Annotated in this window: 16 protein-coding genes; 3 read left to right on the forward strand and 13 right to left on the reverse strand. The window is 45.7% G+C overall.

The genetic code is table 11. The annotated features are described in order from the left end of the window. Positions 1–442 precede the first annotated feature (442 nt). From BM058_RS17175 to BM058_RS17205, 7 genes are all read right to left on the reverse strand, one after another. Positions 443–814: a DUF423 domain-containing protein gene (locus BM058_RS17175; protein ID WP_090928812.1), complete on the reverse strand. Its 372-nt coding sequence runs from the start codon at positions 812–814 to the stop codon at positions 443–445. Positions 815–832: 18 nt separating this feature from the next. Further along, a complete protein-coding gene (locus tag BM058_RS17180; RefSeq protein WP_090928815.1) occupies positions 833–1,144 on the reverse strand; it encodes a DUF5327 family protein in 312 nt (103 codons plus the stop codon). 139 nt (positions 1,145–1,283) lie between these two features. After that, a complete protein-coding gene (locus tag BM058_RS17185; protein WP_090928818.1) occupies positions 1,284–1,469 on the reverse strand; it encodes a hypothetical protein in 186 nt (61 codons plus the stop codon). A 95-nt stretch (positions 1,470–1,564) separates the two neighbouring features. After that, positions 1,565–1,888: a MerR family transcriptional regulator gene (locus BM058_RS17190; protein WP_090928821.1), complete on the reverse strand. Its 324-nt coding sequence runs from the start codon at positions 1,886–1,888 to the stop codon at positions 1,565–1,567. Between the two features lie 44 nt (positions 1,889–1,932). Next, positions 1,933–2,667 carry an exonuclease domain-containing protein gene (locus tag BM058_RS17195; RefSeq protein ID WP_090928824.1) on the reverse strand — a complete coding sequence of 245 codons (735 nt, stop codon included), beginning with the start codon at positions 2,665–2,667 and terminating at the stop codon, positions 1,933–1,935. Then, complete coding sequence (locus tag BM058_RS17200) at positions 2,658–3,686, reverse strand: DUF294 nucleotidyltransferase-like domain-containing protein (RefSeq protein ID WP_090928826.1); 1,029 nt, start codon at positions 3,684–3,686, stop codon at positions 2,658–2,660. The genes BM058_RS17195 and BM058_RS17200 overlap by 10 nt, the downstream gene beginning before the upstream one ends. Before the next feature lie 4 nt (positions 3,687–3,690). Next, positions 3,691–4,974: an ammonium transporter gene (locus tag BM058_RS17205; protein ID WP_090928829.1), complete on the reverse strand. Its 1,284-nt coding sequence runs from the start codon at positions 4,972–4,974 to the stop codon at positions 3,691–3,693. A 189-nt stretch (positions 4,975–5,163) separates the two neighbouring features. On the opposite strand from BM058_RS17205, the gene BM058_RS17210 reads away from it, so the two are divergent. Further along, positions 5,164–5,757 carry a YdcF family protein gene (locus BM058_RS17210; RefSeq protein WP_090928832.1) on the forward strand — a complete coding sequence of 198 codons (594 nt, stop codon included), beginning with the start codon at positions 5,164–5,166 and terminating at the stop codon, positions 5,755–5,757. 227 nt (positions 5,758–5,984) lie between these two features. On the opposite strand, the gene BM058_RS17215 is transcribed toward BM058_RS17210, so the two are convergent. The 3 genes from BM058_RS17215 to BM058_RS17225 all read right to left on the reverse strand — a co-directional run bounded on the left by BM058_RS17215 (position 5,985) and on the right by BM058_RS17225 (position 8,369). Next, positions 5,985–6,815, reverse strand: a complete 831-nt coding sequence (locus tag BM058_RS17215) for an aldo/keto reductase (RefSeq protein WP_090928835.1) — start codon at positions 6,813–6,815, stop codon at positions 5,985–5,987. Positions 6,816–6,833: 18 nt separating this feature from the next. Then, positions 6,834–7,508, reverse strand: coding sequence for a uracil-DNA glycosylase (locus BM058_RS17220; protein ID WP_090928838.1), 675 nt, complete (start codon positions 7,506–7,508; stop codon positions 6,834–6,836). A gap of 90 nt (positions 7,509–7,598) precedes the next feature. Further along, a complete protein-coding gene (locus tag BM058_RS17225; RefSeq protein ID WP_090928841.1) occupies positions 7,599–8,369 on the reverse strand; it encodes an inositol monophosphatase family protein in 771 nt (256 codons plus the stop codon). Positions 8,370–8,520: 151 nt separating this feature from the next. Between BM058_RS17225 and BM058_RS17230 the strand changes: the two genes are divergently transcribed. Beyond that, a complete protein-coding gene (locus BM058_RS17230) occupies positions 8,521–9,111 on the forward strand; it encodes a DedA family protein (protein WP_090928843.1) in 591 nt (196 codons plus the stop codon). A gap of 65 nt (positions 9,112–9,176) precedes the next feature. Here the strand turns inward: BM058_RS17230 and BM058_RS17235 are convergent, their stop codons facing one another. Both BM058_RS17235 and BM058_RS17240 read right to left on the reverse strand, forming a co-directional pair. Continuing rightward, positions 9,177–10,826: a methyl-accepting chemotaxis protein gene (locus BM058_RS17235; protein WP_090928845.1), complete on the reverse strand. Its 1,650-nt coding sequence runs from the start codon at positions 10,824–10,826 to the stop codon at positions 9,177–9,179. A gap of 9 nt (positions 10,827–10,835) precedes the next feature. Then, positions 10,836–11,807 (reverse strand): BMP family lipoprotein, encoded by a 972-nt coding sequence (locus BM058_RS17240; protein ID WP_090928848.1) that lies wholly within the window; start codon positions 11,805–11,807, stop codon positions 10,836–10,838. 1,042 nt (positions 11,808–12,849) lie between these two features. Here BM058_RS17240 and BM058_RS17245 point away from each other — a divergent pair. Further along, positions 12,850–14,028, forward strand: a complete 1,179-nt coding sequence (locus BM058_RS17245; protein WP_090928850.1) for a DNA-methyltransferase — start codon at positions 12,850–12,852, stop codon at positions 14,026–14,028. Here BM058_RS17245 and BM058_RS18545 read toward each other — a convergent pair. Next, positions 14,008–14,355, reverse strand: a 348-nt coding sequence (locus tag BM058_RS18545) for a hypothetical protein (protein WP_218151917.1), incomplete at its 5' end; no start/stop codon positions are given. The genes BM058_RS17245 and BM058_RS18545 overlap by 21 nt on opposite strands.

Genomic DNA, 14,355 nt, shown 5'->3' on the forward strand with positions numbered 1-14,355 from the left:
TAGCTGAGGCGACGCCCTGCGGCTAAGGAGACACTGGGAGAACGACCGAAGGGAGTTCGAGCAGATGTCGCTCTTGTGCCCGGAGGGTGAAAGCGGGCAGGAAAGGCGGAGTCCAACGAAACGCTTCCTATATTTGGATAATCAACAGCCGTGATAGAACAGGAAAGTAAAACCCCATCCTTACATTAGAGCGGCAACTCTAAAAAAGATGGGGTCTTACTATACCCTGAAATGGATGCTGCCCTCTTTAAAGGGCCGTTCGCATCGCTCATAGGAAGGGGCAGTTCACCGCTGTCCCTTCCTTTTATTGTGTCTTTATTGTAACATATCATCAAAGCAATACCTGCGGCAGGTATGAATACATCTCGTCTCTTGGAAGAAAGAGAAAAAATAAACACCCATCCTGCCCGGAGCGGATGCTCTCCTCAGGACGTATTCCCTATTATGCTTTCCATACCGCCGCAATCAACAGAATCCAGCCGGCGATAAAGGCGGTGCCGCCGATCGGGGTGATGGCACCGAGCCAGGAAATACCGGTGAACGCCATCGTATACAGACTGCCGGAGAATACGAGAATGCCCGCAAAAAGCAGCCATCCCGCCCACATAAGGAGCGCGGATCCTCCGGCATACGCAGCAACCAGGCCGATGGCGAGCAGACCAAGCGCATGCATGATATGGTACTGCACGCCGGTTTGATACACGTCCATCAGGCGGTCTGAGAGTTTTCCTTCCAGCCCGTGCGCGCCGAATGCTCCGAATCCTACTGCAACGGCGGCGTTTAACGCGCCGAGAATCACAAAGATTTTCCACATTGCTGACACCTTCCTTTGTTAAAAATCCAACAGGTTTCCATCCGTTGAAGGTAAATCCTCCGTGTGGGAAGAGGACGTTTTCGGAACAGAAGCTGCTCCGCTGCCTGCTGAAGACGGCGCAGGAACTGACCGTCCAGTGCTCTTTTTATCTATATGTTCTTCTTCCCCTGCCAAAATATCACAATAGGCTTTGATGACCCTGGCGTGACGTTTCACAGCCTCTTCGTCCTCACGGTCCAACCGTTCCGAGAGTGCCATCATTTCTTCTTCCATTTTTTCCACCACGGTTTCTGCCGGGATATACATCGCTGTGTCACCTGCCCTGTCCATTCATATCGTGCTCTCCATTGTAACACAAAAAAAGCCGGGCACGCCCCTGGACAGCACCTGCCTCCAAACAAAAATAATCCTGAACCAGCAGCCTTCCGTATGCCGGGTTCAGGATTCGTTTGTTCATGAGATGATGCTTTTATTCTGTGACCATCGTATAACCAAGCGGTTCGATTTTTGGATAATTCTCTTCGTCCACTACCCATATCTGTTCGTCGTTATCTCTGACAATAACGTCTTTATGCGTGGCAGCCTGTTTTGCGTCTTCTACGTTTTCATATTTGCCGGCAGGAATCTGCATGTCATCTACCATGATGAATGCCATTATTAACACCTCCATTTGCCTGAGATGTTCCCGCCTGACATTCCTATTAAACGAACTACACCATAATTGTAAAATGATTGTAAAACAAGCGCTTTTTAGTCGTCTGTTTCCTGGTAATACCGATGCAGTTTTTTCAGGTCACGGTTTCTTAGGGATGATGTCTCTTCTTCGTGCTGTTTTTTTACATCCAGCACCGTTTTCACTCCTGCTGTGTTGAGTCCTTTATCCATGAATTCCTTGATTCTCGCACAGCGGTCGATGTCTTCAAGCGAAAAGATCCGTTGGTTCCCATGATTGCGCTTAGGCGCGATTAACCCCTGATCTTCATAGTATCTGATCTGGCGGGCGCTTAATGATGTCAGTTCCTGTACCACACTGATCGGAAAACAGGCGGTATGTGGTGGTATTTGTTCTGTCACCCCGCTTTCCTCCTTTATATAAACTGAAATGATGGGGAACGAAATCAGCGCGTCTGCCTGTTCAAATAAACATACACATCCTGCAGCGTCTCATACCCTGACTCCACCGCTTCCTTCATCGTGCAGACCCAGAGTTCAGCTGCGAGAACTGCATCTGCAAGGGCGTGGTGGCGGTTGTTGACCGGGATCTGGTAATGATTACAGCATGCATCCAGTTCATGAGTCTCCTGGTCCGGCACCGCAATCTGATACAAAAAGGAAGTATCCAGCAGCCGGTGCTTGAAATGCATACCACTTGCCTGATACGTTGCATGCTGCAGAAATTTCTTCTCGTGCTTCGCGTGGTGGGCCACCAGAATATCGGTGTGAATAAATGAATAAAACTGCTGCAGTACGTCGGCAAGCGGCGGCGAAGATTTAAGTTCTTCTTTTGTCAGCCCTGTCAATTCTGCCGCTTCAGGGGATAAAGCATCAGGTTCGGCAATCGTGCTGTAAAACGTTTCTCCGTGTTCCACTTTTCCTTTCCGCACTTTTACCGCTCCAATAGACAGGATTTTGTCGCCGCCATCAGGGTAAAAACCGGATGTTTCCAGATCCAGTACGGTAAAGTCGAGCGTATGAAGCGGCTCCAGCAGCGGCTGCTTCGCCTTGAGATCCTTCTGCAGCTGTCTCATATAGGACTGGTGCTGAAGACTGTTCTGGTCAATCGACCCTGGAACGGGCGCACCGAGCTTTCCTGAAACCTGGCGGACCCACTGAAACATGTTGTTCATAACCATTTGTTTTCACCTGACTCTGCAAGCTTTTTCGTATGCTGAAAGAGCGATTTCCCCTCTTTCACAGCTGCTTTCAATTCCTGTCTCTGTTCTTTGCTCAAGGCGTCCACCGGAATGTAATGCACATCTTCATACGTGTGCTGCTGCGTGGAAAAAGCCGCGCGCAGCCGCAGGAGATTTTTAAAATGATATGCCTTTTCCACTGCAAAAGGATAAACGTCTGCTGTTTTTTGCATACGTTCAAGCGTCGGTGTTTCCAAAACACCCTCTCTGATGGCAAGAAGGCGCATCGCATGCACATACGGAAAGAAACCAACGTCTTTTAGATGAATAGAACCGGCATAAGGGCCTTTTTCATCCGGGAGAAGCTGCCCGAACGCATTTACACCCTGATGCAGGTAGGAAATATTCTGGGACAGACGCTTTAACAGCTTCGGCTGCTCCTTAACGAGATGGAACACATACTGTTTCACTGCCTCCAGCAGTTCCGCTTTTCCAAACAACGGTCTCGCATCAATAAACGTTAATAAATGGCGGAGGCTCTCCCATGTGTCGGTTTCCACCCATTGTTCAATCTGATGTTTCCAGCCGTCCCGGCTGTGACACCAGCGCGGATGGGAGGCCATGACTTTTCCTTCACACCTGGGGTAGCCCACAACCGCCATCCCTTCCCTGATTTCTGCTCCAAGAGCCAGGAAATACTCCTGACCGGCCTCCTCTTCTCCGCCTTCAAAAACAATGCCGTGATCCTGATCACTGAACAGGCCCTGTTCTTTTCTCCCGGCGCTTCCCATCAAAAAAAACGCAAAATGAGCAGGGGCCCTCCCCCGCTCATTTTGCACCTGATTCACGGCAAGAGCTGTTGTTTCAAGTACCCACCTGTCATGAGCTTCGTTTAACTGCCATGAATCCTCTGCATACATTTTTGTTTCTTCATCGCGGGCTTTCTTTATCGCTTCATAGCTTTGAAAAGAAGGAAGAGGAAGAGCTTCCCCTTCCGGATAGAACGATGAAGTGGTCATGTTATCACGCACCTGTGTGAAAGTTTCCTGTATTCGTCTGAGGATTCACGTTTTCCGGGTAACCGTAACTGCCGTGTTCACTCATATCAAGTCCCATGATTTCTTCTTCTTCAGAAACGCGGAGTCCTCCTGTTAATCCTTTCGTAATCAAAAGCAGGATGTAAGAAGCAGCAAAGGCAAACACACCGCATGCCAGTACACTGATGAACTGTACGCCGAGCTGGGTAAGGCCGCCGCCGTAGAACAGTCCGGCCTGACCACCGTTCATTTCCGCCAGTTCAGGGGTGGCAAAGAAACCGGTGGAAAGCGTTCCCCATACACCGGCTGCCCCGTGAACAGAGAGGGCGAAGATAGGATCATCAATGCCTTTCTTTTCGAAAAACTTCATGCTGTAGAATACAAGCACTCCGCCAATGATACCAATCAGAACGGCAGCCCACGGTTCAACAAAGGCACATGATGCCGTGATGGCAACGAGTCCTGCAAGCGCACCATTGAGCATAGTCGGCACATCTGCTTTACCAAGAGAAGCCCATCCGATAAGAAGAGCAGCGACCGCACCGGCTGCAGCAGCAAGCTGCGTGTTCAGCGCAACAAAGCCGAAGAATGCGTCTGCGACACCAAATGTACTTCCGGCGTTGAAACCGAACCAGCCTACCCAAAGCAGCAGTACACCAAGAGCAGTAAAGACCTGGTTGTGACCGGCGAGTTCATTCGGAGAACCATCTTTGTTATACTTACCGATACGCGGCTTCAACAGAATCGTGGCGGCAAAAGCACCCATTGCACCGGTTAAGTGAACAACGGTCGAACCGGCAAAATCCTGTTTTCCAAGGGCGCCGATCCAGCCTGCGCCCCATATCCAGTGGGCAACAATCGGATAAACAAAGGCTGAAAACAATACCGCGAAAATAACGTAGACGGACAATTTCGCCCTTTCCGCGAAGCCGCCGAATGCAATGGTCAGCGCGATGGCAGCAAAGGCCAGCTGGAAGATAAAGTCGATAGAGCTTGATAGTCCTTCTCCTTCAAAGGCATAATCACCATAGAAGAAGTTGGAAAGACCAAGGACACCTCCTGCGCTGTCTCCGTAGATAAATCCATAACCGACAGCCCAGAAAACAAGGGATGCGATACCGAGTGTGAAAATGGTCTTACCGGCAATGTGCCCGGCGTTTTTCATTCGGGTGGAGCCGGCCTCCAGCATAATAAATCCACCCTGCATAAAGATAACTAAAATAAATGCGACCATGATCCAAAGATTATCCATGAGTACCATAGGATCCATGAAACGTCCTCCCCTTTCATCTTCTTTAATAGATGTAAACTTAGTTAACATCTTTCGTTAATCCATATTCTACACGTTCTAAAAATGGATGCTACATTTATGTTAGAAAACCTAACACATTAATTCCGAAAAATCTGATTCTTTTAACGAAGTCCGCGTTCGCGGTATTTTATAAAAAAGGAAGATACAATGAAATGGTTACGAAAAACCTGTCTGCTGCTCGGGGCTCTGTTGACTGTTTATGCGGCTTGGACCGCCTTTTGCATCTTGAGTTTCAGCCAGGTAACCGAAACAGAAAAGACCGATGCCGCGATTGTGCTCGGGGCGGCGGTTCACAGCGGCGAACCATCTCCGGTGTTTCAAAAACGTATTGATCATGCTGTGAACCTTTGGAAAGAAGATCAAGTGGATGCTCTTCTTTTTACCGGCGGAAGTGCCGGAAACAATGAGCGGGCCGAAGCAGAAGCCGCCGCTGCCTATGCCACTGGACAAGGAGTGGATGAAAGACATATTTATATGGAGACCAAGTCCCGTATTACCGAAGGAAACCTCCGCTATGCTAAGCAGGCGGCCGCTGCACACGGTCTGAATACCTTTACGCTCGTAAGCGACCCGCTCCATATGAAGCGGGCGGAAGCGATAGCAGAAGATCTCGGGATGGATGTAATCTCTTCTCCTGCTTCTGATTCCGCTTATCAAACCTGGAAAACCAAAATCCCGTTTTTCCTGCGCGAATGGTTTTTTTACACCGGGTACCAACTCCTGTCTCCGTTTCGTTTCTAACAAGGAAAAGGAACGGTTTATTAGACACATCACTTATAAAAATGGCTGTATTTTATTTTTTACAGCCATTTTTTTAGAGAAGCAGCTTTGTTTTATCCATTATCCTGAGGTTATAGACACTTTCTTCCCAGAGGTGTCCACTACCACTATGCCGTATATGGAAAGCATTAAAAAAACTGCTTCGTGCACCGGCACGAAGCAGCTCTTCAGCTTACTAAATGAACTTTTTACGCATATGGGAAGTCGTCCGGATGAAAGCCGTAGCGGCGGTCTTCATTCAGACCGTTGATCGCCTGCAGATCTTCGGCATCCAGTTCAAAGTCAAACACTTCCGCGTTGGATTTGATCCGTTCCGGTGTGACCGATTTAGGAATCGTGACAACGTTATTTTCCATCGACCAGCGGATAAGTACCTGCGCCGGCTTTTTGCCGTGTTTTTCCGCGATGCGCTGCACAGGATCGGCATCAAGCAGGTCTCCCTGGCCGAGCGGACGCCATGCTTCAAGCTGAATATCATGCGTCTGGCAGTACTCCAGCAGATCTTTTTGAAACAGGCGCGGATGAAATTCGACCTGGTTGACCATCGGCTTCACTTTGGCAATTTTCATCAGTTCTTCGAGGTGCTGATCGGTAAAGTTGCTGACGCCGATGGCACGGACTTTGCCTTCTTCATAAAGCTTTTCAAGCGCGCCCCATGTTTCTTTGTATTTGCCCGGTACCGGCCAGTGGATTAAGTATAAATCAATCACGTCAACGCCGAGTTTTTCGCGGGAACGTTCGAATGCTTCCAGTGTTTCATTGAAACCATGCTCATTGTTCCACACTTTGGTCGTCAGAAAGATATCGTCGGCCGGAATACTGCTTTCTGCGATCGCTTTGCCGACACTATGTTCATTTTCATAAAACGATGCCGTGTCGATACTGCGGTACCCTGCTTCCAGAGCGGATTTCACCGCACGTTCGACTTCATTTCCGGCTTCCGCCTTGTATACGCCGAGACCGACCCACGGCATCTCAACGCCGTTAGCCAGTGTTGTTGTGGATGTTTGAATACTCATATACTATTTCCTCCTTGTTTACTTGTCAGGAATACACCAATCGATTTCCGGCCGTCCCGACTCTCTTAGAAACTCGTTCGTACGGGAGAAAGGCCGGCTTCCAAAGAATCCTTTATGCGCAGAGAAAGGACTTGGATGCGGGGATTTGATCACGAGATGACGATCTGCATTGACCAGCTCTTCTTTTGCCTGCGCATGACGTCCCCAGAGTATGAATACCACAGGATCGCTTTTGTTATTCACCTGATTGATTACTTCGTTGGTGAAATGTTCCCATCCTGCGCCGCGGTGGGATGCAGCCTGTCCCGCTCTCACCGTAAGCACCGTGTTCAGAAGCAGAACTCCCTGCTCCGCCCAGCTTGTCAGGCAGCCGTGGGACGGAACCGGACAGCCGATATCCTCCTGCATTTCCTTATAAATGTTCTGGAGCGACGGCGGCATTTTCACTTCCGGCTGAACGGAAAAGCTTAACCCGTGTGCCTGTTTTGGTCCGTGATACGGGTCCTGCCCCAGAATAACCGCTTTCGTCTGTTCATAAGGTGTATGGTGAAGCGCGTTAAAAATATCATACATATCAGGATACACTGTATTTTCCCCGTATTCCTGTTTTAAAAACTCTCTCAGCTTCTGATAATAGTCTTTTCTGAATTCCTGATCGAGAATGTCCGCCCAATCATTTTTCAACACAGACATGCTTCGTCATCCGCCCCTTTTCTTCAGGTGCCTGCATGCACGTATTCCCGCTGCACGTTCTTTCAAACATAAAATGTTTCACGTGAAACATCATCGTTTTATGAGGGCATTCAGCTCATCATAGATGCCGGGAGCAGCAGCCAAGGCATACAGTCCTTTTTCTTCTTCCAATACTTTCGTCTGTCCGCCAGCTTCTGACGCCAACAGGAGTCCAGCTTCCACATCCCAGTCATGCAGCTTGATTTCCCAGCTCGCATCCAGTCTGGCGCAGGCGACGCAGCAAAGGTCCAGCGCAGCACTGCCGGTGCGCCGGAAACCGCCGAGACGGGGGACAACCTGCTGAACGTGCGGAAGGTTATTATCTTCCGTCGTACCTTTGTCATAAGGAAAGCCGCTTCCAACGACCGCTTCATCCAGCCGTTTTGTCTCTGACGTATGAATGCGGGAACCGTTCAGCCAGGCGCCTTCGTTTTTTACTGCTTCAAACATCTCATCCAGCTTAGGGGCATACACAACCCCGACGACCGTTTCTCCTTTATAACGGATACCAATCGAAATACAGTAAAACGGCAGACCTCTCGCATAATTCACCGTGCCGTCAATCGGATCAATCACCCATTCATAGGGAGAGTCTCCTTCATACACGCCGCTCTCCTCTGTTTTCATCAAATGATCCGGATAATGGCGGCGTATATTCTCTGTTAAAAATGATTCCGTCCACACATCCATCTCCGTCACAAGATCAATCGCAGCACTTTTGCTGCTCATTTCCATCGGTTTCTCCGCACGCCGTATCTGTTCTTTTCCTGCTTCAAGCGCCCATTCCTTCGCAAGTTGAAGCATTTCTTTCCATTCCTGCATCCCTATCGCCTCTCTTTTTCTGTGTTTCTTTTATCATATCGGAAATCAGGGAAGGACTCAAAAACCAAGGTAATGAACCGGTCTTTTCCCTTTATTTTGTGTTACATTAGAAGTTGTTCTAAAACGTTACACTTCATCAAGGAGAATTTTTATGCTTGAACTCATTCTGAATGCACTGGAACAGCTCGGGCTTGCAGGATTATTTCTTGGAGTGGCGGTTGAAGCCATCTCCTCCCCGTTTCCAGCTGCCATCGTGCTTCTTGTATATGGTTATATTATTGATCCAACCGGATGGAACTGGGTCCTTCTCAGCATCAGTTCCGCGGCCGTTTATACTGCCATCGCCTATATTCCTTACTGGCTGGCTCTCCGTTATGACTACCTGCTGCAAAAACAGGTCGACAAAGCCGGAACGAGACAGATGATGAAATTCATGGACAAGTACCGGGAATGGACCATCACCGCCGGCCGGATTCTGGGTATGGGTTATATCGTATACGTTGCCGCCTTTTATCGTATTACACCATTCCGCTACGGCTTTTTCACCTTCATCGGTGTGCTTCCGGTCGCCCTTCTCATGTTGTATCTCGGCAGACTCGGCAACATCGAAGTCGTCTATTCCTGGTTTCAGGGCATCCAGTATGTGTTGATGGCTGCGTTGGCCGGACTCATCGGCTGGTATATTTACTACCGGCTTAATCGAAGGAAAAAGGAAGCCGGCAGAAAGAAGAATGAAGAATGATAAAAACAGACCGGGACTGGAAAAAACGCAGTCCCGGTCTGTTTTTTTGCAGGGCGTAAAGGAGCTTACAATGTGAATTTCTTCACCGTTCCATTCAATTCATCGGTGAGTGTCCGCAGTTCAGTCACCTTATCTACTACATTGCGGAAGGCTCCAAGCTGTTCCTGTGTCGATGATGAAATTTCTTCGTTCTCCGCTGCGGTTTCTTCCACAACACTGCTGATGCTCTCAACGTTTTCGAGCACGTCGCTTCCAAGACCTTTGGAGTGTTCCATGCTTTGCATCAGTTCTTCCAGTTTGCCTGTGATAGACGCTACTTTTTGATGAATGTCTTCAAATGAGTTGTTCGTTGTTTCCATGGAAGATTGTTCTTCTGCAGATATGGATACCCCGCGGTCTACAGCGGTTGTTACAGCTTCAATGCCTTCTTCAATCGAACCGACCATATTGGAAATCCGGGTCGTTTCCTGCGTTGTCTGTTCAGCCAGTTTCCTGACTTCTTCGGCTACAACGGCGAATCCTTTTCCGGCTTCACCGGCCCGGGAGGCTTCAATAGCGGCATTGAGTGCCAGCAGATTTGTCTGGTTGGCAATGTCGGAAACCGAATCCGCCATAGAATGGATCTTTTTCGTCGACTCGACAAAGGACTGGGTTGCTTCTTTAATACTCTTAGTCGTTTCTGTATTTTCCTGAACCAACTCCCGCTGCTTTTCAAGTGCTGCCTTGCCGGACTGAACAGCTTCAATCGCTTCTTCCCCGTATTGCACAGACTGCTTCGTATAGTTGACGTTCGACGTGAAGGCTTTGTCCATATCTTCCACTTTCGTGACCGAATCCTGGAGATCAGAGGCGATGGTCTGCGTCCCCTGGGCCAGTTCATCCGTTGAAGTGGCAACCTGCTGATTGATTTCTGTTACGGTTGCGTTATCATTCTCAATCTGCCCGGCAAACCCTTCTACTCTTTCACTTACCGATTGAATCGACTGGAGTAATGTCCGGATCTGTTCTATCATTTGATGGAATGAATCATTCAAACGGCCCAATTCATCCTTTTTCTTGTATGAAATCGGCTCAATCGCCAGATTTCCATTGGCTACTTCATTGGAATTATCGGCCAGTTTCTTCAACGTTTTAGTAATCGGACTTGTGATCCGGTTGGATACCACGAGACTGATAATAACAAGAAGCAGGACACTTACTATACTGGTCACGATAATGAACTGTACCTGCTGGTCGAGTGCCGCCTGCGATTGTTCATAACTTGCTTCGGAAACCAGCTGCAGCATGTAGACATCATTCTCAATACCTGCAAGTCTGGACGCCTGCTGATCAGCAGCAGAACCATCTCCTGCTTCCAGTGCCTGCATCGTTGTTTCTGTCCATCCGTCGAATTTATTTTTGATTCTTGTAATGTATTCACGGCTTTGCTCGTTTACCGTGATGTTGTCGAGCTGACCAAGAAGTTCCTGGGTCGCTTCGACCGACGATGTCGTTTGTTGAACGAGTTCCTGACTCTGCGTAGTTGAAAAGCTGGATAAGTTCAGCTGGGCAGCGTTAGTCTCAGATTTAAATTCTTCAATCGTGACGAGCGCATCCACTTGATCTTCACTGGAAGACTGAATCTGCATCATGTTGAAGATGATAAACGCAATGATGGCGGCTGCCAGCAGGATCGTCGTCAATGTATTAATGAGTAATTTCTTTTTAATAGACATTTTTTCCTCCTATGATTCGCCTGCGAGTTCGTCTCTGGCAGCATCCAGTTGTTCATTTAGATTGTCCGGGAAGTCTGCCACACGTAACGGCGCCAAGCCGACCCATTCTTCAGCAAGGCCGTACTCCAGATTTTCACCCGAAAGCGTTTCTCCGTCAGCCATGCGCTCAATCACTTGGTAAATAGCATTATCGACGTTTTTCATCACAGACGTAATGACCGCATCTTCTGCCTGGAAATACTGGTCCGTATCTACACCTATTCCATATACGCCCTGAGCCTGTGCTTCCTGCAGCGCACCGACTCCAGTAAATCCGGCAGCAGCAAATATAATATCTGCGCCGTTTTGAATCATGTCATCTGCCATATCCGCTCCCAATTGATCATCCTCATATGTACCGGCATATTCGCGGTCGATGACAATATCAGGATTTGCGGCTTTTGCTCCTTCTTCAAAACCATTGTAGAAATTATTGATAATTTCTACATCCTGTCCGCCAATAAATCCGATATGATCGGTTTCTGTTGTCATAGCTGCTGTCATGCCTGCCAAGTGACTGGCTTGTCCTACCTTGAAATTGACGGAGGTAATGTTCTCCATCTCCGATACGGAATCGATAATTAGAAACTGCTGATCCGGGTAGTCACCGGCTACGGTTTCCAGTGCTTCCTGCAGCTGATACCCTATTCCAATCACGAGATCATTATCCTGCTCCACCAATTCGCGTATACCCTGCTCATATGTTTCTGTTTCTGCAATTTCTCTGTAATCGAATACGACATCCAGATTATCTCTGGCCCGGACAAGCCCCTCAAACGCCAGATCATTGAAGGACTGATCTCCAAGACCGCTGTCTGACATCATCACACCGACTTTCTTTTTCCCCTCCGTCGCATTTATTTCCTGTTCCTGGCCGCATGCTGCCAAAGACAGCACACTCATCAGCATAATCACCATAATATAAAGATGTTTGTTTTTCATGCTTTTCCCCCCTAGAATGATTTCCCCCCTTTATAATCGGCAGATTTCCCTTCATTTGAAGGGATTTACAATTATTTAACAAAAAACAGATTTAAATAATAAATTCATATATAAAAGATGGAGCTCCGTTGAATGTTCCCAAGAATCGTCTTTTTCCTTTCCAAGATGTTAGCTTCTTTTTCTGCACTAAAGACGGGATTCTTTCTGTCCCTTCCACAATCACTCAAACTCCCAAAGCATATGCGCTTGCCAATTCCGATTTTTATGTAACTTCTCCGCTTAATCTTTGATCTCTACATTGTTAAAGAAACATTTTAAACAGATAGCAATAGTAAAAGATGGGAAGGTCTGTTTGCTCAAACTTGGTTTTCACCTCTGTAATATTATTATTGATATAATCAACTTGATCCACTTCTAACATCATATAATTAACTATTATTATGGGCTTTAAATCATTATAATTATATGGACATGGTTTTTTGCTGTAAGAGCGAAAATCAGCTGCCAAACCTTATACACTCTATTTTTAAAGTCTCTACCTTTACATACTTAATTGTGTTAAGATTTTAAAGGCTTATGACAGTATTCCCATGTAGTAGGATGTAATATTTTCATTTCACACCAAACTGTTATGAGCTTATTTATTTCACAAGCTAAATTCTGGGCAGCACGCTGAATATAACATTTATTATAAGAAAAACCTTTAAAACATTTTTTACAAAAAATGGATATTATTCAAAAGTTGAGAGATCAAAGAAGATTATTTTGCTTTAAGGTATTTCTTTAGTATTCCAATAGTGTTTCAACTCTTGATTATTAATGCACTATTCCTTAAATTATCAAAGGTGTTGAGATACCTAAGCATTTTTAAATAACAAAAGACATGCTATATAGATGCGTACATCATTTTTAGAAAAGTAAAACCACTTATAAGTATAAAGACTTCTTTAAAAGTTGATAAGCACCCTAAAGAGATGAATGTTGGTATAATAGAACAAATATAAAATTTAAAGCTATGTAAAGTAGGAGGTCCTTTGAAATAATGTTCAATAATAGATTTTTTTCAGTTTTAAACATCACGAACAATCATGAACTAAAATTATTCGCAAAAAACACTAAAATACCTTTAAAAAAATTAAAATATTATAATGAAGAATATAAAATTCCTCATAAAGAGGACTTGAACAAGATATTAGAATCTACAGGTCTTAAGGAACTTGAGTTTAAAATTAAAATGGGGCTAATAGATTACAGGACAGCCGATCTGTTATCTGAAAAAGCAACAGAAATTACAAATCTAATAGATAAAGAAAATAGTTCAAATAGTAGAATAACACATGATAACTTGAGTCCGTCTTTAACAACACAATTTGGAGAACTTTACAACAAAGATTGTAATCAACTTATGCGGACTCTTCCTCCTAACTCAGTGGACATGATTTTTGCAGATCCTCCTTTCAACTTAAACAAGGTTTATGATTCTGGGATGAATGATGAACTAACTAAAGAGGAGTATTTACGTTGGACTGAAGAATGGGTACTAAATAGCATTAATCTTCTTAAAGAAGGGGGAACTTTTTTTGTTTGGAACCTACCTAAATGGAATACCTATATTTCATCTATATTAGATAAGTATTTAAATCTTAAACACTGGATTGCAGTCGATATCAAGTATCGACTTCCCATAAAAAAAAGATTGTATCCTTCTCACTATTCACTTCTTTACTATACCAAAGGTGAAAAACCAAACACTTTCAATGAACAAAGATTACCTCTTGAGGTATGTCGCCATTGTGGAGGGGAACAAAAAGATTATGGAGGCTATAAGTCTAAACTCAATCCTAATGGAATAAATTTATCTGATGTATGGACAGATATTCCTCCTGTTAGACATAAAAAGTATAAGACTCGAGGTAGTAACGAATTGTCTTTAAAATTATTAGAAAGAGTCATTTCTCTTGCTACAAATGAAGGGGATGTTGTTTTTGATCCGTTTGGTGGGAGTGGAAGTACCTACATTGCTAGTGAAATATTAAATAGACAATGGATTGGAACTGAAGTAGGACCAGTGGACTCAATTATTAAACGGTTTGAGGATATCGAAGAACAAAGAGATTACATTTTCAACAAAGTCCAAGCAAACAAAAATACCTTATTCACTCAGGAAACTCGTAATAAAAGAAGAGAAAATCGTTTTTGGTTACCTGAAGATTTCAATTAAATAGAAAGGAGTCTGGGACAAAACCTGTGTAAGATAGAAAAATGCCGAACGATTTTTTAAAATCGTTCGGCATTTTTCGTTGCTGAGACAAACCGCTGCGCCAAAATGCTTCGCTTTCCGCGGGCACGGCTCAAGCCTCCTCGGAAGAAAAACGCTTCCTGCAGGGTCTTGAGACTCGTGCTGTTCCCGCAGGAGTCGAAGCATTTTGGCTCCGCTACCACTAGACTGTTGAGCAACGATGCAAGACATTCGTGTTGTCCTCCACCCTTTTTTACTTTTGTCCTGAGTACGGCATTTGATTTGTACCACCAATGCAATCTTTTTTAC

It is taken from the genome of Salibacterium qingdaonense, assembly GCF_900114715.1.
Classification (GTDB): domain Bacteria; phylum Bacillota; class Bacilli; order Bacillales; family Marinococcaceae; genus Salibacterium; species Salibacterium qingdaonense.